This is a genomic window from Undibacter mobilis (genome assembly GCF_003367195.1).
Classification (GTDB): domain Bacteria; phylum Pseudomonadota; class Alphaproteobacteria; order Rhizobiales; family Xanthobacteraceae; genus Pseudolabrys; species Pseudolabrys mobilis.
On the sequence record NZ_QRGO01000002.1, the window covers coordinates 327651 to 351146 of the forward strand.

A 23496-nucleotide genomic window follows, 5' to 3' on the forward strand; every position below is an offset into this window, starting at 1 on the left:
CGTCGCGCATTACTGGAAATGTGGCAGCAGTTTCACCACGCGGCGGACGAGCCCGCCTTCCTGGCCGCCTCATCAGGATTGAGAGCGACGTCCCACACATTCGCGATAAAACGTTGTCCACTTATATCCGCACCCGCCTGATTGATCAGCCACGCACACGGCGGCCCCATAATTTCGGGCCGCAACAGCTTTTCGCGGTCGACGCCGTCGCTCGCCGGAATTTGCTTGGTGTCGGCGGCACCGCCGGGAAGCAACGCATTGACGGTCACGCCCGTGCCGTCGAGATCCTTGGCCCAGATGACAGTCGCGGCCTCGAGCGCCGCCTTCGAAGGACCGTAAGGCGAAAATCCCGCCATCAGCATCGTTGGGTAGCTGGTCGTGATGTTGACGATCCTGCCGAAGTGCCGCTCGACAAGATGCGGCGTAACCGCCCGCGCCATGTTGAACGAGCCGTTCACGTTGACGTTGATGACCTCTCTCCACCGCTCGATCGGAACCTCGAAAAAGCGCTTGCGCTGTCCCCCGAGCACATGCCCGATGAACTGCATCCCGATCGCGGCGTTGTTGACCAGTCCATGGATGGCGCCGAAGCGCTGCAATGTCGCCTCGACGAACGAGACGCACTCGCCGTCCTGTGTGACGTCGCCAAAAATGCCGAACAACTGGTCGCCCGGGATCCCTCGCTCCTTCGCGGAGGCCAGGGTTTCGTTCATCTCATCGCGGCAGGCCGGCAAATCGACGCATGCGACCCGATTGCCTATCGTTGCCATATGAAGCGCAATCGCCCGCCCAATGCCCTGAGCGGCGCCCGTAACGATAACCACTCGGTCAGTACTTTCGCCCATTCAAACCGTCCTCGGAAATCCAGCGCGGTCAGATGCAGGTATACCCACCATCGATGACCAGATCAGCGCCCGTCATAAAAGACGCTTCGTCGCTCGCCAAATACAATGCGCCGTTTGCGATGTCTCCCGGCTGCCCAAGACGACCGATTGGATGCAGCGGGATCAAGGCCTTGCGTGCGGCGTCCATATCAGCGAAGCGCGTTTCAACACGAACAGTCTCAATGGCACCAGGAGAGAGCGAATTAACCCGAATTCGGTCTTTTGCGTGGTCCAACGCCAGGGAGCGCGCGAACTGGATCAGCGCTGCCTTGGTCGTCACATAGGCCGGACGACGCGGAACGACGACCTGTCCCAGCTGCGACGCCAGGATGACGACACTTCCGCCGCCACTTTCGACAAGCTTCGGAATCCCGTACTTTGTAATCAGAAAAACACTGGTCAGATTGACGGCAAGCGCTTTGTTCCAGTCGGCCTCATCGAGGTCCACAACCGTCGCCACAGGATCGTTGCTGGCAGCCGTGGTGACAAGAATATCGAGACGACCGAACGCCTTGAAGCCGTAATCGATCGCGTATTTGACGTCGCCTGCATTCGATGAATCGCAGTACGTCGAAACCGCGCGCCCACCGGCCGCAATGATATCCTTAACGGTTCTGGCGGCGCTATCGTTCGCAATATCGGTGCAGACGACCGACGCCCCCTCTTCAGCATAACGGCGGCTTATGGCCGAACCGATGGCACCACCGGCCCCCGTTACGAACGCCACCTTACCTTCGAGTCGCTTCATTGCGACGCTCTGCTTTCGGACGCAGCAGCCATCTCTCGCTCGCGCATCCGCCTGAGCAGTCTCCGCGCCTGAATTGTCGGTGCATCAGAACTGATGTCCACCATCTTCGCGCCCGGGAACGCGGCGATCGTGGCGTGTTGCGCTTCGCATATCGCGACGTCCTCGAGAAAGGTGTTCCGAATACCGCTCAGCGTCTTCGTGAGACCTTCATCTTCAAGGCGGAAATCCCGCGAGCACGTCCAAAAATGGTGGGTGGTGTCGTCGGTCTCCGGCGTAATGCCGTGATCGGTGTATACCGTGATGCCCTTGCTTCGGTTGCCTTCGAACGCTCCCGTTCCCGGCTCAGCAATTCCAACGTCAAATGTGATCACTGTCGGCGCGTGATAGATCCAGGTGAGCCAATAGTCAGCCCTCTCAAGCTTGTAATCCGCCGCCTTGCGCCAGATCGGCGGCGGATCGCTCGCGGCCATATGCCGCGACCCATGAATCTTGTCGCCAACGAGCTTCACCCGCGGGGGCGTCGCGACAGCGCCGTCGTTTCCCAGCGAGCCTGGGTGAACATACTTGGAGTGGGTGTTGTCCAGCTGGACGTCGATCAATTCCTGATAATGGCACTTAACATGGAAGTAATCACCGAGCATCTTCCACTTCGGGTGGTCATGCCAGTACAAATCGGGGATCAGCGCCTCATCGGCCAATTCCGGCTCGCCCATCCATATCCACACCCACCGGTGTTTAACGGCGACCGGATAGCTGCGAACGAAGGCCGTTGCGGGAACCGTCTCTTGGCTCGGCACGCAAACGCATTTGCCCGCCGCGTTGAAGACCATTCCATGATAACCGCACTCGATCAAACCATCGACTACGCGCCCTACCGACAACGGAGCAGCGCGATGGCAGCAGCGATCTTCAAGAGCAGCAACCGACTTATCAGCAGCACGAAAGAAGACGATCTTCTGATTAAGCAACGTGCGCGCCAGTGGTCCATCGCCAATCTCGTGATCCCACGCGGCGACGTACCAGGCGTTCTGCAGATACATTCAGTTCGACTCCCAATTCGCTTGAGAATTTATTTACACCAGCGTTAAGGTACACGGCACGCCGGATAACTCAATTAGGCAATAGTTATGGACAAACAACTAAACACGATAGGTGGTCAAATGACGTCTTACGCATCTCGCTTGATGAAAAGCGCTACCGCCGCGGTCTTCATATTTGCCGCGAGCGTCATCGTTCTTGGCACTCAGCATGCGAATGCACAGACAAAGGTCGTCTTCGGCTACGTCTCGGACGGCGCATTGCAGTGGCCTGAGTACGTTGCGATCGAAAAAGGCTGGTTCAAGGAAAACAACATCGACATCGAGATGCTGGCAGTCGGCGGCGGCGCCGCGCAGCAACTGGCAGCGGGTGCACTCAATCTTTCAGCAAGCGGCTTTCCCGACTACGTGCGCGCGACTGAGCAGGGTGCGGCGATCAAAATCGTGCTGAACGGCGTCAACATGCCTCCCTACGACGTATACGCAAAGCCCACCATCAAATCGCTGCCGGAACTGAAGGGCAAACTTGTCTCAATCGGCGGCAACAAGGATATCACCCTCACCTACGTAACAGCCGCCATGGCCGCCGTGGGCATGAAGCCGACTGACGTCGATTACATCTATGCCAAGTCCACCACGGCGCGCTTTGCTGCGTTGATGTCTGGCGGCGTCGATGCGGCAATCCTGTACCCGCCGACGAACTTCAAGGCCGCCGCTGCCGGATTCAACAAGGTCGCCACAATCAGCGATCACGTCAAAGACATTCCCTTCATCGTCTATGGAGCGAATCTGGACTGGGCCAAGAAGAACGGCGAGGCTCTTCGCAACTATATGAAGACCTACAGCCGCGCGCTGACTTGGCTGTACGACAAGAAAAACAAGGACGAAGCGGTCAAGATCCTGATGAAGCACGGTAAGGTGACCCAGCAGGATGCCAACGACACCTACGACTACTTCATCGGCATCGCCGCCTACAGCAAGGACGGCCTGATCAACGATGCCAGCTGGAAGAAGATGGCCGACACCTTGATCGAGTTCGGCGACTTGCCGTCACCGGCGCCGGCGATTACGAAGTTTGTCGACGATAGCTATGTTAAAGCCGGTTGGGGCAAATAACCAAGCCACTCGGTTACGAGGGAGCAAAACGTTTTTGCTCCCTCGCAATCCCCTAGGGCTTCGCTGCGTCCTTGGCGCAGGCAATAACGCCACTAAATCGCCGCGGTGGCTTTGACTTCCAGCAGATACTTCGGGCTCGCAAGTCCGCTCACAATGAGGAGCGTCGATGGCGGATAGGCGCCATTGGCGAACATGTCTGGAAAGACACGTGTACGATAATCTCTGAACGGCGCAATATCCTCTCGGCGCACGAGATAGCTGGTAAATTCCACGACATTCTGCCATCCGGCCCCGGCGGCGTGCAGAGCCAGCTCGATATTGGCGAATACGCGCTCACACTGAGCCTCAATGTTGCCGTCTCCTACAAGATTTCCAGACCCGTCCACGGCGACCTGTCCGGCGATGAACACATATTCGCTGCCCCGGACTTGGGCGATTTGCTCGTAAGGCGAGCCTGGAGGACACATCGTATCCGGCGTATAAATTTTGACGGTCGCCATGAATTCACCTCAACCGCTCAAGGAGACAGGGATCACAATCGCTGCGCTGACAGACGCACCAGGGCGCGAACGAACTCAAGCCCGGTAGTAATGCCCAGTGCTTACCTCTCCAGCCCAGGATCAGCCTTTGCGCGATGACTAGCTATCGCCGGGTTTTTGGGAAGCTCCGTGAGAAGTCTGCCGTACCCGCTCGCCACCTGCCGGACGCGGAGCCGCGTATGAATCTCCCAGGCCTGGCAAATAGTCGCATGCACAACCGGCATTTGCAGATCGTCCTCGAGCATCTGAACGACCCGGGCCGTTTGCCACCCGCCGCCCTGAATATAGATGCCATCTGCGCCCGGATGCCGGACGCATTGACGCTTCACATGAGAGTATAGCCTCTCTGCGGAAATTTGAGATACCTGATCGAAGGGAACATCAATCGGCTCCATCGACAGGGACTGAAAGCCGGCCTCAGCCATGTATTTCAGCACGATCTCATTCTGGATCGCGGAGTAGCTCGCGCCAACGAACGACTTGATGCCTAATGCGCGCAAGCTCGCGACCTGCATTTGCGGGTCTGTAACGATCGGCGTTCCATATTTTGCTTCCCACGCCTCGATCAATGCACGCTCGCCTTCGTAGCCGAGCAACATAAAAGGCGGGGCGCCGGAGAGAATAATGAAGTCAACGCCCTGTTCCGCTAGTTCGGCAACGAATGCCTCATACTGCGGCAACGACTCGAGAAACTCAGAATTGGAACCGGCTTTAAAATTCAAAAGCAAGGGCACAATGCCTATGCCCTCCGGCAGAATTCGTATCAGCTCCTCCAGAGTCCCTGGCCGCCGCGTCGGGCGTACCATTCCGACCACACCACGCCAAAGCGAAAAGCTCATTTGCGATCTCGCGATTCCAGAGCGCGCGATGTGTATTGCGACACCGCACTAACGATAGCGAATGGAAGCCCCGAAACCCTCACCGGATCTGCCACTTCCGCGCGACTTCGGGGGGCCGACACAACCACCCGCGATGTGCGTGGGGATGGTATAGACTACTGATTAACGGTCGTGCCGGTCGCCTTAATGACATCGCGCCATTTCTCAGAAGTCTTCTCCATCGTCGTTCGCATTTCTTCCGGAGAGCTGGCAACAATCTCCATGCCCTGCGGTTCAAGAGCCGCAATGAATCGGGGATCACTCGCCGCCTTCTTGAGCTCGTCCGAAAGACGCATGACAATCTCTCTCGGCATTTTCGCAGGGGCAAGCAGCACAAAATAGGACGTTACCTCATATCCATCCAGCCCGGCCTCGCTGATCGGCGGCACGTTCGGCAGCAGCGCTGACCTATTGAGCGCGGCTATGCCGAGCAATTTGAGTTGTGGAACTTCCGCCTGGGCTTTCGCCGACGATTGCCCCACCATCACCATGTCGATCCTGCCGCCCATAACATCGGTCATGGCGCTCGTCGTGGTCCGATATGGCACGTGGAGCAGATCAATGCCGGCCCTCAATTTCAAAAGCTCCATCCCTATGTGCAGCTGCGTGCCAATGCCGGTCGACGCATAAGTCAATTTTCCCGGAGCCGCTTTGGCCAGACCGATGACGCCACGAACATCATCCGCCTTCAATTCGCGATTAGCGACGAGAACCAGCGGGAGCTTGCTGATTATACCGATCGGCTCGAAGTCCTTGGACGGATCATAGGACAGATTCTTATATAGATGAGGATTGCTGGTCAGGGTGCTGTCGACCATGACTGACAGCGTATACCCATCGGGCGTTGCTTTCGCGAGCTGCCCCGCCATGACGCCGCCATTCGCCGACGGATTGTTTTCGACGGTTACAGGCTGCCCCATGCTTTGGGAAAACCGCTCCGCAATAGCTCGCGCAACCAGGTCTCCAGCGCCGCCCGCTCCTGTGGTCACCAACATTCGTATCGGGCGCGACGGATAATCGTTCGCAACTGCGACCTCAGAACACAAGGCGGCAAGTAGCGCGGCTACTACCGTAGTCAGCACATGATTTCGCAAGGTTCAACTCCGATTGAGATCTCTGGCGGCAGCTTCGATAGACACTATCCCGGCATCATATCTGAAATTGCAATACATCGATTCTTGAGGCGCATAGCTACGGCTGATGACGCTTCTGTGCCGAAGGGTATTATGAAAATAGCGACCGTTCGCATTGTAAAAAACGAACGATAATTCTTCTCAGACGAATAATCGCGCACTCGAGAAAGCACGAATGATATCGGCATTCCGTCCGCCTCCGCGTTCATGTCGCAACATCGCGGAGACATTGACACTTGCTGGCGCTGGCGGGATCGCTTTCACTCTTCTAGGTGTTCCAGCGGGCTACCTGTCGGGTTCGATCGCCTTTGTGGCAAGTGCCGCGCTGGCGGGCCGGCCTATGTATGTTCCTACGCCGGCGGTCCGCATTTTATTTGTGCTCATCGGCATATCTTTGGGAAGCGTCGTCACTCCGGCGACGATCAACGGGTTGAGCGACTATCCGCTTAGCCTGACGATGCTACTTGCATCGACAATAGCGATGAGTGTTGCTGGCACCAGTTATCTGAAATTCGTCCACAAATTCGACGGTACGACGGCCTACTTGTCGGCAGTGCCCGGGGGAATGGCGCAGGTAATGGTGCTAGCTTTTGAATGTAAGGCAGATGCACGCGCGGTGGCTATTGTGCAAACGGTACGCGTCATCGTCCTGTCAATCGCGTTGCCCGCGACATTCGCAATTTTGGGACTCGCCGACGGTACGCCGATCTCAACGCGCAACGCATTTCAGCTGTCGCAGCCCGGTGAGCTGGCAATCCTCACTTTGGTCTCGACCCTCACCGCCGCACTTGCTCATCGCGCAAGATTCCCGGGCGGGCTTCTTTTCGGCGCAATGCTCGCCTCCGCGGCCCTGCATGGAAGCGGCTTGATTGATGTCACCCTGCCATCTGGAGTGCAATACGTTGTGATGATCGCCTTTGGCGCCGTCGCCGGCGCTCGATTCTCGAACACATCCTGGTCGCAGCTCAAATGCTATTTTGGTGCGGCAATTGGCACATTGCTTCTCACCACTATCATCGCCGCCAGCTTCGCCGGCGCGCTTCTGCCCATACTCGCCGTCCCCACCGCTCAAATGATGGTGGCTTTCGCCCCCGGCGCCTCTGACGGCATGATGCTGCTCGCCTTGGCGTTGCACCTTGATCCCATATACGTCGGCGCGCATCACCTAGTACGGGTCTTCTTCGTGATGGGTGTCACGCCCCTTATATTGCGCTTTTTGCGGCGCGGACGGTAGATACCCATCCCGGAAAGGTTCGACAAATTGCTTGCGTCAAAACCAAAAGCAATACGACGCCATTAGAGTCATGCCGGCGGTCGACCAACCGTCATTGCGCCTTCGTGCCCGGGTCTACGACGGTTTTCGAAGATCCTTCAGGAGCCGCCTGCATGCCAGGAGGGGTTTGGCCCTGCGGGCTTTCAGCGGGGGCACCGCCTTCAGATTTCGTATTGATCGGACCTGTCCAGCCCTGCGGCTGTAGCTGTCCCTTCGTTTCTGGCGTGACCGTACGGCCCGTGCTTTGTTCCGAGGCCGGAGCATTCTCCGTCGCCGGAGGCTGCGTCTGAGCTGACGCCAGCCCGGCTGAGGTAACCAAACAGAGCAGAACGAGGGCGGCGCGCATGGGACACTCCATAGTGAGATTCCCGGTTCAACCCTTGGGTAAGCTCCGGGTTCCGCACTGCGCGCATTTGGCGCCTTTCCCCGACGCACGGCCGCCGCGACAGGCCGCCGCAAACTTGCGTCTCCTCACCGCTGGCTATTTCTGCTATAGTTTAAAATAACGACTTATTCGGAGGGTTCATCCATGAAAAGCTTCATCATTGCTTGCCTCGCAGCCGTTTTGATCGCTGTCGTCGGCGGCGTTGTTCTCAGTGGTATCAACGAGCCTGCGGACAAGGCCTTCAGCACCGGCGGCGTACGCCTCGGCGCCTAAGCGGTACCAGGGACGGCTCTACACCGATCGCAGCAAGGCAGCCTTCCGATTCAGTCCGAAACGACGAGGGTCGAGCCGCTACGATTGATCGCAAACCGTTCGAATCGCCAAAAGAAAAGCGCCCGGCTTCGCAAGCCGGGCGCTTTCTTGTTGTTGTAGACCTGATGGCTACTCGGCGGGGCCTGCAGCCGTCGCCCGGCGTTGTGCGTCAGCCGCACCGGCCGCACCCGCACGAGCCCTTTCCTGATCCAGCCACAGGCTGTGGTGCTCCTTCGCCCAATTGACGTCGACGGTGCCCTCGCCCATCGCCTCAAAGGCGCCCTGCATGCCGACCGTGCCAATGTAGATGTGGCCAAGCATAGCGGCGATGAACAGCACCGCGACGACAGAGTGAATCACCTGGGCCAATTGCATGTCGGCGATTCCCGTGCCGTAAAACGGGAACAGCAGCAGATAACCAGTGACGGCCGAGGCGCCGCCGCCGAGCACAACGATCCAATAGATCATCTTCTGGCCGGCGTTGAAGTGACCGGCCGGCGGATGGTCATGGCCGATGATGCCGCCGCCACGCTTCACCCACTCGACGTCGGTCCGGTTCGGAATATTGCTGCCGAGCCACATCAGGAAAATCAGCACCACGCCGATCGTGAACGGGAAGCTGAGGAAGTTGTGTGAGTATTTCGCCAGCTCCGACCAGGTGGAGAACGCCGACGGGCCGATCAGCGGCAGCAGCAGCGCCTTGCCAAAGGTCACATTAAGTCCGGAAACCGCCAGAACAACAAAACATGTCGCCGTCAGCCAATGCACGAAGCGCTCGACCGCGCTGAAACGTACGATCTTGCGCCCGGAAAACCCGCTTTCCAGTTTGACTTGGCCGCGCACCAGATAAAAGACGACCAGCAGCGCCAGCATTCCGAGAATGGCGATGGCGCCGATCCAGCGCAGCGTCACCTGGTGCCACTGCCGCCATTCGCGGCCGGCCGGCTGTTCCAGCACATCGGATTTGGTATCCGGGATCGAAACCCGGCCCTGGATCCGGTTGAGTTCCTGGAGAAGCTGCCGCTCCTGAACCGCACTTGCCGTCGGGTTGACCGAGGATGGCTGCTGCGCCGAGACCGGCGCAGCGATGGCGATAACGAAAGCAAGCGCGAGAGCGCCGGCGATGTAGCGACCCTGCATCATGAGTTTCGCCAAAATGCGCAACATCGGCATCCCCTCCCCTTGTCGTCTCAATATCTTCTCAATGTCTCGTTGTCGGAAACGGCGGCGCGAGCGTTTCACGCCGCCGACATCGGTTTGCCCCGTTCAGGTCGCGATCGTTTCGCGGTAGGCCGTCTGCCAGCCCCAGGCACCGGAGCCGTAGCCGCGACGGGACACGCGTTCCTTGTAGATCTGGGCAATCACATCGCCGTCGCCGGCCAGCAGCGATTTGGTCGAGCACATTTCGGCGCAGAGCGGCAGCTTGCCTTCGGCCAACCGGTTGGCGCCGTATTTTTCATACTCCGCCTTGCTGCCGTCCGCTTCCGGACCGCCGGCGCAGAACGTGCACTTGTCCATCTTGCCGCGCGAACCGAAGTTGCCGACTTTAGGGTACTGCGGCGCGCCGAAGGGACAGGCGTAGAAGCAATACCCGCAGCCGATGCAGAGGTCCTTGGAGTGCAGAACCACCGCGTCCGCGGTCGTGTAGAAGCAGTCCACCGGGCATACCGAAGCGCAGGGCGCATCGGTGCAGTGCATACAAGCCATCGACACCGAACGCTCACCCGGCTTGCCGTCATTGATAGTGACGACACGCCGACGATTGATGCCCCAGGGGACATCGTTCTCGTTCTTGCAGGCCGTGACGCAAGCGTTGCATTCGATGCAACGGTCGGCGTCGCAGAGGAATTTCATACGTGCCATGATCGTTGCTCCTTTAAGCCGCTCTGACCTGACAGAGGGTGGCCTTGGGTTCCTGCATACCGGTGACCGGGTCGTAGCCGTAGGTGGTCAGCGTGTTGACGCTTTCGCCCAGCACGATCGGATCGGTACCCTTCGGATAGTTGCCGCGCTGATCGACGCCTTCGAACCAGCCGGCGAAGTGGAACGGACACCAGGTCACGCCCTTGCCGACACGTTCGGTGACCAGCGCCTTCATCCTGGCCTTGGAGTTGTTTTCTGCACCGGTCAGCCAAACCCAGCTGCCGTCCTTGATGCCGCGTTCGGCGGCATCAGCCGGATTGATTTCGACGAACATGTCCTGCTGGAGTTCTGCCAGCCATTTGTTCGAACGCGTTTCTTCACCACCGCCCTCGTATTCAACCAGGCGGCCGGAGGTGAGGATGAGCGGGAACTGCTTGGCAACGCCCTTGTCGACCGCGGCTTTCTGAACGTCGAAGCCGATATTGGGCAAGCGGAACTGCACGGCGTTCGGCAGCGTCGGATACTTCGCCACGAGTTCGGGACGCGGTGTGTAGATCGGCTCACGGTGCACCGGGATCGGATCCGGCAGACCGAATGCATTGGCACGCGCCTTGCCGTTCCCATAAGGGGTGCAGCCATGTTCGATGGCAACACGTTGGATGCCGCCTGACAGATCGATGGCCCAGGACACCGAATCCGGCGTGGTCGGATTGATCTTGTTGATCACCGCCAATTCGGCTTCGGTCAAATCCTTATCCCAGCCGAGCTTCTTCAGGACGCCCAGGGTGAATTCGGGATAGCCGTCCTTGATCTCGGAGTCCTTGGAGTAATAGCCGTTGCCAAGCAGGCTCACCATACGCTTGGTGCCGTCCGGCAGCGTTTCCTCGCGCTCGATGCCGAAGCGCGGACGGAATGTGCCGCCGCCTTCCTTGATCGAGAGGTTGGTATTGTACAGCAGCGGCGTGCCCGGATGCTTGAACTCGGGCGTGCCCCAGCAAGGCCACGGCAGGCCGTAATAATCGCCTTTGTTCGGACCGGTGGTGGCCTTCTGCGTCAGCATGTCGAAGTCTTTTTGGTTCGCCATGTGCGACTTGAGCCGCTCCGGCGACTGGCCGCAGTAGCCGGTCGAGAAGCCGCCGCGGTTGATCTCGCGGAGAATATCCTCAGGCGACGGCAGGTTGTTCTCGACCTTGATGTTCTTGAACATCGCATCGGCGAAGCCGAGCTTCTTGGCCAGGAGGTACATGACCTCAAGGTCGTCCTTCGATTCGAAAATCGGCTTGACGATCTGCTCGCCCCACTGGATCGCCCGGTTGGACGCCGTGCGCGAGCCGTTGGTTTCGTAGCTGGTCGCGATCGGCAGCAGATAGGTGCCATTCTTGCGCGCCGGTGCCAGCGCCGCCCAGGTGGTCGGATGCGGGTCGCAGACCACCAGAAGATCGAGCTTCTCGATACCCTTCTGCGCTTCGGCCATGCGGGTCACGGTGTTGCCGCCGTGGCCCATGATGAACATCGCCTTGATCGGATCCTTCTGCCGCACGTCCTTCTTGTCGAAAAGCGTCGCGTCGAACCACCGTGTCGACGGAATACCCGGCGTGTTCATCGTGTTGGTGACTTTGCCGTCCGCGGCGGTGCTCTTGTCGAACCGGTCGACGAACCAGTTGTAGTCGACTTCCCAGACGCGCGACCAATGCCGCCACGCGCCCTCGACCAGGCCGTAATACAGCGGCAACGTCACGATATCGAGGCCGAGATCGGTCGCGCCCTGCACGTTGGTGTGGCCGCGGAAGATGTTGGCGCCGGTGCCCGGGGCGCCGACATTGCCGGTGGCCAGCAGCGCGATACAGAGCGCGCGCACGTTGGCGGTTCCGACCGTGTGCTGGGTCGCGCCCATGCACCAGATCAGCGTCGACGGCTTCTCGGTCGCGAACATCTTGGCGACACGCTCGAGCTGCGCGCCCGGCACACCGGTCACGCGCTCCACCTCCTCGGGCGTCCACTTGGCGACTTCCTTGCGGATGTCGTCCATGCCGTAGACGCGCTGTTCGATGAACTGCTTGTCTTCCCAGCCGTTCTTAAAGATATGCCACAGCATGCCGTAGATCACCGGAATGTCGGTACCGGAGCGGATGCGGACATATTCAGTGGCGTGTGCCGCGGTACGCGTCATACGCGGATCGATCACGATCATGTTGGCGCGGCGGGCTTCCTTGCCTTCCAGCACATGCTGCAGAGACACCGGATGCGCCTCGGCCGGATTGCCGCCCATGATGATCATGGTCTTGGCGTTGCGGATGTCCGTGTACGAGTTCGTCATCGCGCCGTAGCCCCAGGTGTTGGCTACGCCGGCAACGGTCGTCGAATGGCAGATACGCGCTTGGTGGTCGACGTTGTTCGTTCCCCAGAAGGCGGCGAGCTTGCGATTGAGGAAGGCGCCTTCGTTCGTGAACTTCGCCGAACCCAGCCAATAAACTGAATCGGCGCCCGACTTCGCCCTGATTTCCATCAGTTTGTCGCCGATCTCGTTGATCGCGACGTCCCACGAAATGCGGGTCCACTCCCCGTTCACCATCTTCATCGGGTAGCGCAGGCGGCGATCGCCATGCACCAGTTCGCGGGTCGCCGCGCCCTTGGCGCAATGCGAGCCGCGATTGATCGGCGAATCCCAGCCGGGCTCCTGCCCAACCCAGACGCCGTTCGACACTTCAGCGATCAATGTGCAACCGACCGAACAGTGCGTGCAGATGTTCTTGCGAAGGGTTGCGCCAGCAACCTGCGTACCGGCGGCTTCTGCCTTGCGGACGCTGGCCAGCGGCAGTGCGCCGAGCGCCGCGAGACCACCGGCTGCCAGACCGGATCGGCGCAGGAAGGTACGGCGGTCGAAGCCGCCCGTCGCCTGAGTATCAATGGCCGCTGCGAGATTGCCGCGACGTGCCTGTCGTTCCGATTTTTTTATTAACACGGCTCAGCCTCCCTCAGCTCGGATAGCGGTTGACGCGATAGTAGGTCTGCACTTCGGCCGAATCCGCTTTGTAGCGCGCCTTGCGCTTCTCATCGTTGGTCTCAGAGTCCGCCACGGCCGAAGTGGCAAGCGGCGCGGCGGTCGTCACGGCGACGCCCGCGCCAGCGCCGAGCGCGCGCAGGAAATCACGTCGTCCTAGTTTGGATTTGGGTTCCGACTTCATCGCCATCCTCCTTGATCCCTATATGTCGTCGCGCGCCGTACGTTTTGCTTACGCATTCAGCGCGAAAGCTTCCGTCTCGATGTCCATCAGCAGACGTCCAATCGTTCCGACCGGGCGATAGAATTTCGCGGATTCCGCCGTTTCAAGGTCTCTGAAAAATTGCCCCATCCACGACGTCACATGTTTCTCAAAAATTTCCTGGTCGCTGCCGGGAGGCGCATCGAACTGGCCGCCGATCAATCCGGCCATGATCTCGCAGAGCGTGGCCGCATGATCTTCCGGTTCGACATTGCCCTCGACGCGCTCGATGCCGAGCTTGCCGAGATCGTCGCGCAACCGCGCCAGCGGTCGCTCGTGCAGGAAGCCAGTGAGATAGTAAGAAGCGTAAGGCATCAACTCGCTGCGGCCGACGCCGATGAAGAGCGCAAAGAATTCGCGCTCGACCTGCTGGAGGGTCGCGCGCTCGGCTGCTTCCGCCAGCGCAATGTGCGCCATGCCGAGCGGGCTGCTGTCGCCGCGCAACCCGGCAAGGCGCTTGAGCAATGCCGCGTCCGGCGCGCGCATGAGCAACGCCGCCAGCAACGCATATTCCTGCGCCCGCGCCGTATCGATCTCATCGACATTGCCGGTCATTCTTGCCTCGCCGAACAGATCGGGCCGCAGCACGACACGACTGACGCCGGTCAGGCTCTCCACCGACACCACCCGCTCCGCCGGAACGCGGGTCCAATTTGAAACTGCGGGTTGTGAAATCCCAAGCTGCCGCGCGAGCTCGCTGACACTGCCCGCAGCACGAATTGCTTGTCTGAGGCCGGGGTCACGCATTCGCGTTCTTTCAAATGGTTACAATGTGAGAGTAATGCCCCGCGCGAGCGCCGGTCAATAGCCGGAGGTTATAGGCTGACCATTATTGCGGTAGCGCACCGCCCTGACGCCGCTTTTGCGTCGGAAGTGACGTATCCTGCATCTGTTCGTCATCAGCGTGCATTGCGGTGTCATTATTGCGACGCACAATTTGCTCATCGCTCGCGACGTTCTTCTCCTGCGAAGGAACTTCGCTGGCCTGAAACGCCACGCGATTCGCCGGTGCATTCAATTCAAGGGGCGCAGGCGTCGGCTCTTCAGTCGCGTGTGGCGCCTCGGCTACGGCAGGCTCGGTGCGCGGCGTGTCGCCAAAAACGTCGGCCAGCATTTTTTTCATGTCGAGGCCGGGATCGATTTCGCCAAATCCCATTGTCTCGTTAGGAACCGTAAAGTCCCAATCGTTCTCCGCGAGACCTTTGAAATCACGAATTGCCGGATCGGCCACCCACGCGCGGCGAAGCGCCGCAAGGCGCAGATCGCCCGGAACCCCCGCTTTCAAGAACACCGAGACGTCGGTTTCCGCGCCAATTGAATCCAGCGATGGCAGGCTGGCGACGTCGAAGGCCGGGACCGCGTCCGACGTTTCATTTGTCGTAGTGGGTCGCTTCTCGACATCCTCCCCGTCCACCGTCGGCTTTTGCGGGACAACTTCCGCCGCCGGCTGCGCAACCGTTTCCCCCGCGTCCAGCTTGCGGCGCGACCATCGCTGGAGGAAATTTTCCGGCTCGGTCATTCCACATCGTCTCCGGAAGCTCTGCCGCGCCGCGCCATGGCTTCAGGGTCGGCGCGGTCACGTTTGCGCTTAACAAACGGACGCTCGACATGAAACTCGGCGACGAATGCGGCGATCGTTTGCTGGATCGGCGCCGGCATCGGTACCTGTTCGATCAGATCGGTGCCCGCTTCGGTGAAGCTCTCGCCTTCCGCCGGATCGGCGGTCACCGCGGCGATCTTGTAAGGTGGCTCCCCCTCGGTGGCGCGCAATGCAACCCACAGCGCAGGCGCGCCGGAATTGAGGTTGTCTCGATAAAATCCGGTGTCGCTGCTGTACAGCGCGACGTCAGCCGTACCGGCATAAAAGGTGACCCGCTGCCCGTCGTCGCTCAATATCGTCCAGGCCGGCGTTTCCGGCTGGCCGGCAAGAACGCCGGCGGCCCGCCAGTAAAATTCGGCCCACGGATTCGAGCTTCTGATGCGCTCTACAATAACGCCGACCGGAATGACAAAATTCGGCGCGCTCATCCAACCACCTCCAGATGCCGGATCGGCAACCCGGTCGCCAAATTCTGCGGTTTCATACGGATGATTTTTTCCGGCGACATCGCCAGGATCAGATAGACAGGCTCGCCCTTCACTTTGTCGAGAACGATCGATGGGTCGCGGAAGGTCAGCGCGAACAGCCCAACGACCCGAGACATTGTCGCCTCGTCGATCGCCTCGCCGTTCCACATCATGTCGCCGATTTTGGTGGCCTCGGCGTCGAGGCCGACATACCAGGCGAGATTGACCTCGCGCAATTCGGAGAGCGGCTCGATGGTCACCTCGACGCCGAGCACATGAGCAATCCAGCGTCGCATTGCTTCGGCAAGCGCAACGAGACCGGAACGTCCCGTGGTCAGATCGATGGCCATGTCGAACTGATCGCTGCGGTCCCAATAGCCAGATGCAGTCTCTTCGTTGAGAACATGGATATGAGCGTCCGCCGGAATCCCCAGCATCGAGACCAGCGGCGATTGCGGCGCCGGATTGATTCCGCCAATGACCTCCTCGTCTGCGGCCAGCAGCGCTCCGTCATGCAAGGTGACGCGCTGGGTGCGGAAGAACAATTCGGCGGCGCGTATGACCTGCGGGTCTTCGACACCCTCCAACGCGTTGCGCATGATCACATGCACCAGCTGGTTGACGAACAGCAGCGGCGTTTTTCCCGGTCCCTTGCGCATCAACTCGGCATAGGCGCCTTCCAGCGTGCGGTGCCGCAGCAGCAGATCCCTGAAGGCGATCAGCACCTGCCAGTTCTCGGAGGCGTCGGCATCGGCAATGGCGGCGATGTCCGAAGCGGAAACCGGCAGACGCGGATCGGCGAGCAAAGCGTTGTAGAGCGTTTTCTCCACGACGCAGGCCTCCGGCGGCGGAATGAGCTCCGGCCGCGCCAGATACACCTTCAAAAAATCGTCGGTCAGCAACAGACCGTTGCCGGGCTCGCGATCGAGCAGATGATGACCGCAGGAAATCCAGAAATCTTTCATTTTTGTTCTCTGCCGGCCATCGCGATGAGGTCGACCTGATCCGCGGGCTGCTCTTCGTCCGCGCCCTCGACTTCGAGAAAGGCGAACACGCGGTTGGGTTTTGCCCCCTCGCGCGGCCGAAGTGTGCGAAACGTCTCGCGCACCGCGCCATCCTCGAAACTGCGATGCACGCCGACGAGAATGTCCTTCGGCTGGTTGCACAGCGACTCGGCGAACGCGACCTCTTCCGCCGCCGCCGCGCGCGCCGCATCCATGTCGGGCGCACCAAAATGCGCGACCAGTTTTTCGGCCAGCAGATGCACGACGCGCGCGCGGTCGTCGTCGCTGACTTCAACGATCTGCACCAAAGTCGACCAGCCGAGCGTTTCCACACCGAGGAAGCCGCTGCGGAATGCCGACCGCGCTTTGCCCTGCAGCGTCGACGGATCGACGGTCCAGAACACGAAAGCGCCGGAAACGGCCCACTCGCCAGGCTCCGCCGCTTTCTCGAAAACGAACGTATCGGACGTATCGAGCCGGATGGTGCGCAAAAGCTTCACGCGCGCGGCCCCTTCGTGACAGGATCGCGCCATGCCGGTTCGGCAAGCTGCGGCAGCAGGACCGCGCGTTCGACCTCCGCCTTACCCATGCGGCGCAGCAGCAGATCGCCGTTGACGTCAATATCGCGCCGCAACCCTTTTTCGATCGGCAATCGCGCGAGATAATTATTCGCGACGGCACCGAAACCGCTCTCCTGCCAGGCATCGAGGGCGACCATGAAATGACGCGAAAAGCTCTCCACCACGCGGTTGGACAGCCCGTCGCTGAAACCTTCCTCTTCCAGCGCGGTGACCAGCGGATTGAGGCCCGGATCCGCTTCGGTCATCGTCACCGTGCGGATCATGGCGCCGAACACCAGCCACTCCGGCACGTCGTTTTCAGCGGTGCCCTGCGGCCAACCGAGTCGCCCGCCGCCAACCAGCCCTTGATTGACCAGAACGGAACCCGGCCACGCAAAGCCAATGGCGGTGTCGGGCTGCGCATAGGAGGAAAGCGCGTCGGCCAGCGCGACCATGCCGGCATAGAAGACGCGCCGCGCCTCAATGAGCGGTTCGTCCGGCTCCACCACCACAGCGAATTCCGCGAGGTCGAAGCGCCCGACATAGACTAATGTGCCGGCGCCCTGTTCCGGCGCGATCGCCATGGCGTGCGCGTAGGCATCGCCGAGTTCGCGCAGACGCACCGCCGTGAATGGCGGTGGCAGCAGCAACTCCGACCCTGAGGCATTGCGGGTGCTGGCCCGGTTCTCCAGCGGCATTCGTCCTCGCTATTACATTTTCATTCGAATAACTATAGTAACGCGTCATAAGGCTTTAAAGCCAGTCCCGCGCAACCGGCGCACGGGTGACGTCCGATACAGCAGGCGTCACCCCGCGAAAAAGGCGACGAACCGATGGCCGACAGGGCGCATCACGTTCTGATCTGTTCCTGCGAAGGCACCATGCCTCTCGACGGCGCGGCTGTACGCTCGGTCTGCCGCGACAGCGTGGTGCTCGAGGGTCGCCAGCTCTGCCGCGCGGAACTCGACCGCTTCCGCAAGGTGGCTGCAGCCGGCACGGACATGCTGGTCGCCTGCACGCAGGAGGCGCCGGTCTTCACCGAGGTGGCGGGCGAGTTTGACGATGCCGGCGCGCTGTCTTTCGTCAATATCCGCGAGAACGCCGGCTGGTCGTCGGAGGCTGCGGCGAGTGGGCCGAAGATGGCGGCGCTGATTGCCGCAGCGGCGGCCGAACCGGTGCCCGACTATCCGTCGGTCAGCCTGTCCAGCGACGGCGTCACATTACTCTATGGCAACGATGAACGCGTCATCGAAGCCGCTCAATTGCTCAAGGATCATCTTGATGTCACGGTTCTGATCAAGCGGCCCGAAGGTATAGCGCCCGCTAGCGTCACCGACTTCCCCGTCGTCAAGGGCTCGATCCGTTCGGCTAAAGGTTATCTTGGCGCTTTCGAACTGGCGGTCGATGACTATGCCGCACCGCATCCGTCGTCGCGTCGCGAACTTACCTTCGGCGCTGCGCGCAATGGCGCCGTCTCGCGCTGCGATATTCTGATCGACCTGTCGGGCGGCGCACCGCTGTTTCCTGCGTCCGATTTGCGCGACGGCTATCTGCGCGCCGATCCGGCCGATCCGGCGGCCGTGCTGCGCGCCGTGCTCAAGGCACGCGATCTGACCGGTAGCTTCGACAAGCCACGCTACATCACATTCAATGAGAATATCTGCGCGCATTCGCGCTCGAAGATCGTCGGCTGCCGCCGCTGTCTCGATTTGTGCCCGACCGGTGCGATCGTGCCGGACGGCAATCACGTCAGCATCGATCCCCACATTTGCGCCGGTTGCGGTCAATGCGCGGCCGCCTGCCCGACGGGGGCGGCGGCCTATGCGGTGCCGCCGGTCGATGCCAGCTTGCGTCAGCTGCGGGCCCTGCTCGGCGCCTACCGCCTCGCCGGCGGCAAGCGCGCGGTGGTGCTGTTTCACGATGCCGAGCACGGCGGCGCATTGATCGACGCGCTGGCACGGCACGGCGATGGCTTGCCGGCCAATGTATTGCCGGTCAAGGTCAACGAGGTAACGCAACTCGGGTTGGAAGCAATCGCCGCCGCCTTTGCCTATGGCGCCGCCGCCGTGCGCTTTCTCCTGCGCGCCAAACCGCGCCACGACGTTGCCGGCCTCGCCAGGACCATTGCATTGGCGGAGCCGATCCTTGCCGGTCTTGGTTTTGCTGGCGCGCGCGTTGGCACCGTCGAAACCGACGATCCCGACATTCTCGGCAGCACATTGCGCGCCATCGCGGCGATGGACGGCGTGGCCAAGCCCGCCACCTTCTCCGTCGTCGGCGGCAAGCGCGAAGTGATGCGGCTCGCGCTGCGCGAGATGCATGCGGTGGCGCCAACGCCGGTCGATGTCGTGCCGCTGCCGGAAGGCGCGCCCTTCGGCACCATTGAAGTGAAGGTCGAAGGCTGCACGCTCTGCCTGTCCTGTGTCTCCGCCTGCCCTACCGGCGCGCTGTCGGACGATCCTGAGCGGCCACTGCTACGGTTTGCCGAAGATGCCTGCGTGCAATGCGGACTGTGCAAGGCGACCTGCCCGGAGAAGGTGATCAGCCTGACGCCGCAGATCAACTTCCTCGCCCCAACGGCGATGAACCGCGTTATCAAGCAGGAAGAACCGTTCCACTGCATCGCCTGCGACGCGCCGTTCGGCGTGAAGAGCACCGTCGAGCGCGTCGTCGCCAAGCTGGAAGGCCAGCATTGGATGTTCAAGAACTCCAAGGAGCGGCTCGATGTCATCCGCATGTGCGCGGATTGCCGCGTCAACGCGATGGCGAAGGAGAATTTCGATCCCTTCGCCGCAACGCCGCGTCCGCTGACGCGCACCACGGAAGACTATCTGCGCGAACGCGAGCAAAAAGACGAAAGCTAGTGCGGCCTCACTTCGTGACGGTCGCTCTTGCGATAAAGTCGACCAGCGCCTTGCGGTCCTCCGCGGAGCCGATGGTTTGCTCCGGCATCTTGGTGCCCGGCGTATAAGTGGCTGGCCCGACTTCGAACATCTTCGCCACCGTCTCCGGCGTCCAGACGATGTCCATTTTGGTCAGCGCATCCGAATAACGATAGCCAGGCTGCGTCGCGATCTTGCGGCCAAACACGCCTGCGAGGCTTGGCCCGGCCTTGTTGCCATCATCCGGCATCAAGGCATGGCAGGCGATGCAGGCGCGATACACCTCGGCGCCGCGGTCGCCGGCATAGGCGGCCAATGGATCGTCCGGCGCGCCAGCCAGCACGATGTCGACCGGTTCGCCGCTGATGGCGTTCCAGCGCCGTAGCATCCGGTCGGCACCGCCGGTCAATAGAGTGCGGCCGTCGGGAAAGAACGCCACCGACCACACCGGCAGGCCGGGTCCGACCAGAGACTTCTGAACGTGGCGCGTCTTGCGCTCGACCACGGTCACCGTGCCGCGGATGCCGGCCGCAGCCACCAGCGCACCATCCTTCGCCGCCGCGAGCGCAATGATCGGCGTCGCGGAGGCCTGCACGTCAGCGCGCATCTCGCCTTCGGGCGAGAGAAAGTAGACTTTGCCATCGGCACCGCCGACGACGATCTCGCCATCGGGTGTCACAGCGACAGCATTCAGCGGCGTCGGCAGTTGCCGCACGATCGGACTGCCGTCGCCCGCGACCGGCCAGATACGCACCGCCGCGTCGTAGCCGACACTGATGACGGCGCGGCCGTCCGGCGAGAACGCGACGCCATTGACGTTCTGGCTGTGCCCTTCAAGGACGCGCGGCGTACCGCCGTTGAGTGGCCAAAGCCGAACCGTGTGATCCCACGACGCCGATGCCAGCCACGCGCCATCCGGTGACACCGCAAGACTGGCGACTGGCGCGGTGTGACCTTCGAACACCGCATTGGGTTGCGATTTCCCGGCCGACCAGACCGCGATGCGCGCATCGGCGCCAGCGGTGACCATGCGGCCGTCCTGGAGAAAGGCGACAGCGTTCACCGCATTCTCGTGGAAACGCATCACCTGCTCGGCGGCGTTGCGTGAAATCGACCAGCGGATCGCCGACGTATCGAAACTGCCCGACAGCACCTGCGTGCCGTCGGACGAAATCGCCAGCGCCCGCACCGGCCCGCCATGGCCGCGCAACTGCGCCTGCGCGCCGCCGGGTATCAGCAGCCACAGCAACAGCAACACCCAGGAACGTCGAACCCGCACGCGCGCCAGCGCAACAAGATCGACTTGTGGCTTTTGGGCCGGACGCTCGCTTATCATTGAATTCTCACGCATGGTCTCGCGCCCGCGACCTTACCAGAGCTCTGAATCGACGAAAAAGCACTCATTAAGACTCGACGGAGCCGAATTCTCGGCGCCTACCCTTGCTTCGCTTCCGCTTGCGGCCGATTTCGGCTCATTTCGCCGGTACCCTGCGGTGCCCCTTCGAGCCGCCCGCCCCTTTACGCCGGTCGCCTAAAAGAATAGACGGCAGGCAGTATTTCCGACGTTTTTGACAGGACCGCGGGCTTCGACCCGCCGCGTTCCCGTTTTTGCGAACTTCAAGGCCTGCCCGTTCATGACGTTTATGCCCGACTCTCCCCAGATCGCCCGCGCTCTGGCGGAACGCAATTACACCCAGCCGACGCCGGTGCAGAAGGCGGTGCTGGCCGACGACGCCGTCGGGCGCGATTTGCTGGTCTCGGCGCAGACCGGCTCGGGCAAAACCGTCGCTTATGGTCTGGCCTTCGCCACCGATCTTCTGGGCGGCGCCGAGCGCTTCGGCCGCAGCGGCAAACCTTTGGCGCTGATCGTCGCGCCGACACGCGAACTGGCGATCCAGGTGCAGCGCGAGCTGACCTGGTTTTATCAATATTGCGGCGCACGCGTCGTGTCCTGCGTCGGTGGCATGGACCCGCGCCGCGAACAGCGCGAACTGGCCGATGGCGCGCACATCGTCGTCGGCACGCCCGGCCGCCTGTGCGATCACTTGCGGCGCAATCGTCTCGATTTGTCCGAGTTGAAAGCCATCGTGCTCGACGAGGCCGACGAGATGCTCAATCTCGGCTTTCGCGAGGACATGGAATTTCTTCTTGAAGCCACGCCTCAGGAGCGGCGCACGCTTCTGTTTTCGGCGACCTTGCCGCGCGGCATTGTCGCCTTGGCCAAGCAATACCAGAAGGACGCATTTCGCGTCGAAGTCCTCGGTGACGAGTCAGGTCACGCCGATATCGAGTATCGGGCCATTCGCGTTGCCGCCCACGATTCCGAGCACGCCGTGGTCAACATCCTGCGCTTCTATGAAGCGCCGAGCACCATTGTGTTCTGCAACACACGTCACGCCGTGCGGCATTTGCAGGCCGCCCTGCTGGAGCGAGGCTTCCTTGTGGTCGCTTTGTCCGGTGAACTGACGCAGAACGAACGCACGACGGCGCTGCAGTCGCTGCGCGATGGCCGCGCCCGTGTTTGCGTCGCGACCGACGTCGCCGCGCGCGGCATCGATCTGCCCAATCTCGGCCTCGTCATTCACGCCGAGCTGCCGAATGACCCGGAAGTGATGCAGCATCGCTCCGGCCGCACCGGCCGCGCCGGCAGGAAAGGTATCAGCGTTCTGCTCGTGCCGAATTCGCGGCGCCGCCGGGTCGAGATGTTTTTCAAGCAAGCCGGCGTCAACGCGGTCTGGGCCGCCGCACCGCAGGCCGACGAAATTCGCAAGCTCGATCAGCAGCGCATGATGCAGGACGAGTTGTTCACCGACGCGCCGACCGACGAGGACCTGGCATTGGCGCGCACCTTGCTCGCCGAAAAATCCGCCGAGGCGATTGCAGCGGCGCTGGCGCGGCTTTATCGCGCGCGCCTGCCCTCGCCCGAAGACATCATCGATCCGGGTTCGGATCGCGGCGTCCGCTTCCGCGACGAACGCAATGACAGGCCTTACGCGCGCGACCGTGAATCTCCTGCCGGCGATGACACGGCGCCGCGCGAAACGGGAAAACGCGCCAGCTTCCGCCGGCCGATGGAAGGCGGCAGCGTCTGGTTCAAGGCCAGCGTCGGACGGCGCAAGAATGCCGAAGCCCGCTGGCTGTTGCCGATGATCTGCCGGCGCGGCGGCATTGCCAAAGGCGATATCGGCGCCATCAAGATTTACGACACCGTCACCGAATTCGAGATTTCCGGCAAGGTCGCCGACACATTTGCAACGAAGGTTCAGGCGCCCGACGCGGAAGAAAACATTCGCATCGAGCCGCTGCCGCAAGGCCCGCAAGGCGGCAGCGCGCCATCAACCCGGGACGAGCGGAGCGCACCCGCCAAAAGGCCGGACAAGAAGGCCGACAAGCCGCATTTCAAAAAGCGGCAGCAGGAGCACAAGGCCGCCGTCGAAAGCCGGGAGCGCGACGACAAGCCGAACAAAAAGCCGGACTTCAAGAAAGGCGATTTCAAGCGGCAGAAATTCAAAAAGTCGAAGAAAGAAAAACATCGTCACCAGCCCTGAACAA

At 61.2% G+C, this 23496-nt stretch carries 22 protein-coding genes; 5 read left to right on the plus strand and 17 right to left on the minus strand.

The window, feature by feature from the left end:
- Window positions 1–32: 32 nt before the first annotated feature.
- Genes DXH78_RS15765 through DXH78_RS15775 form a run of 3 tightly spaced genes read right to left on the minus strand, consistent with a single transcriptional unit; the run spans window position 33 to window position 2672 of the window.
- Window positions 33–845 (minus strand): SDR family NAD(P)-dependent oxidoreductase, encoded by an 813-nt coding sequence (locus DXH78_RS15765; protein WP_115518179.1) that lies wholly within the window; start codon window positions 843–845, stop codon window positions 33–35.
- A gap of 28 nt (window positions 846–873) precedes the next feature.
- Window positions 874–1632: an SDR family NAD(P)-dependent oxidoreductase gene (locus DXH78_RS15770; protein WP_115518180.1), complete on the minus strand. Its 759-nt coding sequence runs from the start codon at window positions 1630–1632 to the stop codon at window positions 874–876.
- Window positions 1629–2672, minus strand: coding sequence for an aromatic ring-hydroxylating dioxygenase subunit alpha (locus DXH78_RS15775; RefSeq protein ID WP_115518181.1), 1044 nt, complete (start codon window positions 2670–2672; stop codon window positions 1629–1631). Before DXH78_RS15775 ends, DXH78_RS15770 begins: the two co-directional genes overlap by 4 nt.
- A 120-nt stretch (window positions 2673–2792) precedes the next feature.
- Here DXH78_RS15775 and DXH78_RS15780 point away from each other — a divergent pair, with 120 nt between their 5' ends.
- On the plus strand, window positions 2793–3785 hold the full coding sequence (locus DXH78_RS15780; protein ID WP_168192864.1) for an ABC transporter substrate-binding protein: 993 nt from the start codon (window positions 2793–2795) through the stop codon (window positions 3783–3785).
- 92 nt (window positions 3786–3877) lie between these two features.
- On the opposite strand, the gene DXH78_RS15785 is transcribed toward DXH78_RS15780, so the two are convergent.
- The 3 genes from DXH78_RS15785 to DXH78_RS15795 form a co-directional block, all read right to left on the minus strand.
- The gene (locus DXH78_RS15785; protein WP_115518183.1) at window positions 3878–4285 is read right to left on the minus strand and encodes a RidA family protein; all 408 of its coding nucleotides are present in this window, start codon (window positions 4283–4285) and stop codon (window positions 3878–3880) included.
- Between the two features lie 101 nt (window positions 4286–4386).
- The gene (locus DXH78_RS15790) at window positions 4387–5163 is read right to left on the minus strand and encodes a maleate cis-trans isomerase family protein (RefSeq protein WP_115518184.1); all 777 of its coding nucleotides are present in this window, start codon (window positions 5161–5163) and stop codon (window positions 4387–4389) included.
- Window positions 5164–5318: 155 nt separating this feature from the next.
- A complete protein-coding gene (locus tag DXH78_RS15795; protein ID WP_147292661.1) occupies window positions 5319–6296 on the minus strand; it encodes a Bug family tripartite tricarboxylate transporter substrate binding protein in 978 nt (325 codons plus the stop codon).
- A 268-nt stretch (window positions 6297–6564) separates the two neighbouring features.
- Between DXH78_RS15795 and DXH78_RS15800 the strand changes: the two genes are divergently transcribed.
- Both DXH78_RS15800 and DXH78_RS20275 read left to right on the plus strand, forming a co-directional pair.
- Complete coding sequence (locus DXH78_RS15800) at window positions 6565–7569, plus strand: AbrB family transcriptional regulator (RefSeq protein ID WP_168192865.1); 1005 nt, start codon at window positions 6565–6567, stop codon at window positions 7567–7569.
- A 568-nt stretch (window positions 7570–8137) separates the two neighbouring features.
- Complete coding sequence (locus DXH78_RS20275) at window positions 8138–8266, plus strand: hypothetical protein (protein ID WP_283805641.1); 129 nt, start codon at window positions 8138–8140, stop codon at window positions 8264–8266.
- A gap of 168 nt (window positions 8267–8434) precedes the next feature.
- Here DXH78_RS20275 and DXH78_RS15805 read toward each other — a convergent pair whose 3' ends face one another.
- The 10 genes from DXH78_RS15805 to DXH78_RS15850 all read right to left on the minus strand — a co-directional run bounded on the left by DXH78_RS15805 (window position 8435) and on the right by DXH78_RS15850 (window position 17760).
- On the minus strand, window positions 8435–9472 hold the full coding sequence (locus DXH78_RS15805) for a formate dehydrogenase subunit gamma (protein ID WP_245416900.1): 1038 nt from the start codon (window positions 9470–9472) through the stop codon (window positions 8435–8437).
- 99 nt (window positions 9473–9571) lie between these two features.
- Window positions 9572–10168 carry a formate dehydrogenase FDH3 subunit beta gene (gene fdh3B, locus DXH78_RS15810; protein ID WP_115518187.1) on the minus strand — a complete coding sequence of 199 codons (597 nt, stop codon included), beginning with the start codon at window positions 10166–10168 and terminating at the stop codon, window positions 9572–9574.
- 13 nt (window positions 10169–10181) lie between these two features.
- Window positions 10182–13130, minus strand: coding sequence for a formate dehydrogenase subunit alpha (locus DXH78_RS15815; RefSeq protein WP_115518188.1), 2949 nt, complete (start codon window positions 13128–13130; stop codon window positions 10182–10184).
- Between the two features lie 13 nt (window positions 13131–13143).
- On the minus strand, window positions 13144–13353 hold the full coding sequence (locus DXH78_RS15820; RefSeq protein WP_115518523.1) for a twin-arginine translocation signal domain-containing protein: 210 nt from the start codon (window positions 13351–13353) through the stop codon (window positions 13144–13146).
- A 48-nt stretch (window positions 13354–13401) separates the two neighbouring features.
- The gene (locus tag DXH78_RS15825) at window positions 13402–14178 is read right to left on the minus strand and encodes a Cro/CI family transcriptional regulator (protein WP_115518189.1); all 777 of its coding nucleotides are present in this window, start codon (window positions 14176–14178) and stop codon (window positions 13402–13404) included.
- Between the two features lie 82 nt (window positions 14179–14260).
- Complete coding sequence (locus DXH78_RS15830) at window positions 14261–14950, minus strand: DUF3306 domain-containing protein (protein ID WP_115518190.1); 690 nt, start codon at window positions 14948–14950, stop codon at window positions 14261–14263.
- Entirely contained in the window at window positions 14947–15459 is a 513-nt protein-coding gene (locus tag DXH78_RS15835) for a DUF3305 domain-containing protein (RefSeq protein WP_115518191.1), read from the minus strand. The genes DXH78_RS15830 and DXH78_RS15835 overlap by 4 nt, the downstream gene beginning before the upstream one ends.
- Entirely contained in the window at window positions 15456–16463 is a 1008-nt protein-coding gene (locus DXH78_RS15840) for a DUF6352 family protein (RefSeq protein WP_115518192.1), read from the minus strand. The genes DXH78_RS15835 and DXH78_RS15840 overlap by 4 nt, the downstream gene beginning before the upstream one ends.
- The gene (locus DXH78_RS15845) at window positions 16460–17002 is read right to left on the minus strand and encodes a DUF6505 family protein (RefSeq protein ID WP_115518193.1); all 543 of its coding nucleotides are present in this window, start codon (window positions 17000–17002) and stop codon (window positions 16460–16462) included. The genes DXH78_RS15840 and DXH78_RS15845 overlap by 4 nt, the downstream gene beginning before the upstream one ends.
- The gene (locus tag DXH78_RS15850; RefSeq protein ID WP_115518194.1) at window positions 16999–17760 is read right to left on the minus strand and encodes a biotin/lipoate--protein ligase family protein; all 762 of its coding nucleotides are present in this window, start codon (window positions 17758–17760) and stop codon (window positions 16999–17001) included. Before DXH78_RS15850 ends, DXH78_RS15845 begins: the two co-directional genes overlap by 4 nt.
- A 183-nt stretch (window positions 17761–17943) precedes the next feature.
- Here DXH78_RS15850 and DXH78_RS15855 point away from each other — a divergent pair, with 183 nt between their 5' ends.
- On the plus strand, window positions 17944–19926 hold the full coding sequence (locus DXH78_RS15855; RefSeq protein WP_115518524.1) for a 4Fe-4S dicluster domain-containing protein: 1983 nt from the start codon (window positions 17944–17946) through the stop codon (window positions 19924–19926).
- A gap of 7 nt (window positions 19927–19933) precedes the next feature.
- Here the strand turns inward: DXH78_RS15855 and DXH78_RS15860 are convergent, their stop codons facing one another.
- Entirely contained in the window at window positions 19934–21295 is a 1362-nt protein-coding gene (locus tag DXH78_RS15860) for a c-type cytochrome (protein WP_245416901.1), read from the minus strand.
- 283 nt (window positions 21296–21578) lie between these two features.
- Between DXH78_RS15860 and DXH78_RS15865 the strand changes: the two genes are divergently transcribed.
- Window positions 21579–23492 carry a DEAD/DEAH box helicase gene (locus DXH78_RS15865; RefSeq protein WP_115518196.1) on the plus strand — a complete coding sequence of 638 codons (1914 nt, stop codon included), beginning with the start codon at window positions 21579–21581 and terminating at the stop codon, window positions 23490–23492.
- Window positions 23493–23496: the final 4 nt, after the last annotated feature.

Bases quoted from the DNA above. Each gene is read 5' to 3' on its own strand.
- DXH78_RS15765 (WP_115518179.1), bottom strand. From the start codon at position 845: ATGGGCGAAAGTACTGACCGAGTGGTTATCGTTACGGGCGCCGCTCAG.
- DXH78_RS15770 (WP_115518180.1), bottom strand. From the start codon at position 1,632: ATGAAGCGACTCGAAGGTAAGGTGGCGTTCGTAACGGGGGCCGGTGGT.
- DXH78_RS15775 (WP_115518181.1), bottom strand. From the start codon at position 2,672: ATGTATCTGCAGAACGCCTGGTACGTCGCCGCGTGGGATCACGAGATT.
- DXH78_RS15780 (WP_168192864.1), top strand. From the start codon at position 2,793: ATGACGTCTTACGCATCTCGCTTGATGAAAAGCGCTACCGCCGCGGTC.
- DXH78_RS15785 (WP_115518183.1), bottom strand. From the start codon at position 4,285: ATGGCGACCGTCAAAATTTATACGCCGGATACGATGTGTCCTCCAGGC.
- DXH78_RS15790 (WP_115518184.1), bottom strand. From the start codon at position 5,163: ATGAGCTTTTCGCTTTGGCGTGGTGTGGTCGGAATGGTACGCCCGACG.
- DXH78_RS20275 (WP_283805641.1), top strand. From the start codon at position 8,138: ATGAAAAGCTTCATCATTGCTTGCCTCGCAGCCGTTTTGATCGCTGTC.
- DXH78_RS15805 (WP_245416900.1), bottom strand. From the start codon at position 9,472: ATGTTGCGCATTTTGGCGAAACTCATGATGCAGGGTCGCTACATCGCC.
- fdh3B (WP_115518187.1), bottom strand. From the start codon at position 10,168: ATGGCACGTATGAAATTCCTCTGCGACGCCGACCGTTGCATCGAATGC.
- DXH78_RS15820 (WP_115518523.1), bottom strand. From the start codon at position 13,353: ATGAAGTCGGAACCCAAATCCAAACTAGGACGACGTGATTTCCTGCGC.
- DXH78_RS15825 (WP_115518189.1), bottom strand. From the start codon at position 14,178: ATGCGTGACCCCGGCCTCAGACAAGCAATTCGTGCTGCGGGCAGTGTC.
- DXH78_RS15830 (WP_115518190.1), bottom strand. From the start codon at position 14,950: ATGACCGAGCCGGAAAATTTCCTCCAGCGATGGTCGCGCCGCAAGCTG.
- DXH78_RS15835 (WP_115518191.1), bottom strand. From the start codon at position 15,459: ATGAGCGCGCCGAATTTTGTCATTCCGGTCGGCGTTATTGTAGAGCGC.
- DXH78_RS15840 (WP_115518192.1), bottom strand. From the start codon at position 16,463: ATGAAAGATTTCTGGATTTCCTGCGGTCATCATCTGCTCGATCGCGAG.
- DXH78_RS15850 (WP_115518194.1), bottom strand. From the start codon at position 17,760: ATGCCGCTGGAGAACCGGGCCAGCACCCGCAATGCCTCAGGGTCGGAG.
- DXH78_RS15855 (WP_115518524.1), top strand. From the start codon at position 17,944: ATGCCTCTCGACGGCGCGGCTGTACGCTCGGTCTGCCGCGACAGCGTG.
- DXH78_RS15860 (WP_245416901.1), bottom strand. From the start codon at position 21,295: ATGCGTGAGAATTCAATGATAAGCGAGCGTCCGGCCCAAAAGCCACAA.
- DXH78_RS15865 (WP_115518196.1), top strand. From the start codon at position 21,579: ATGACGTTTATGCCCGACTCTCCCCAGATCGCCCGCGCTCTGGCGGAA.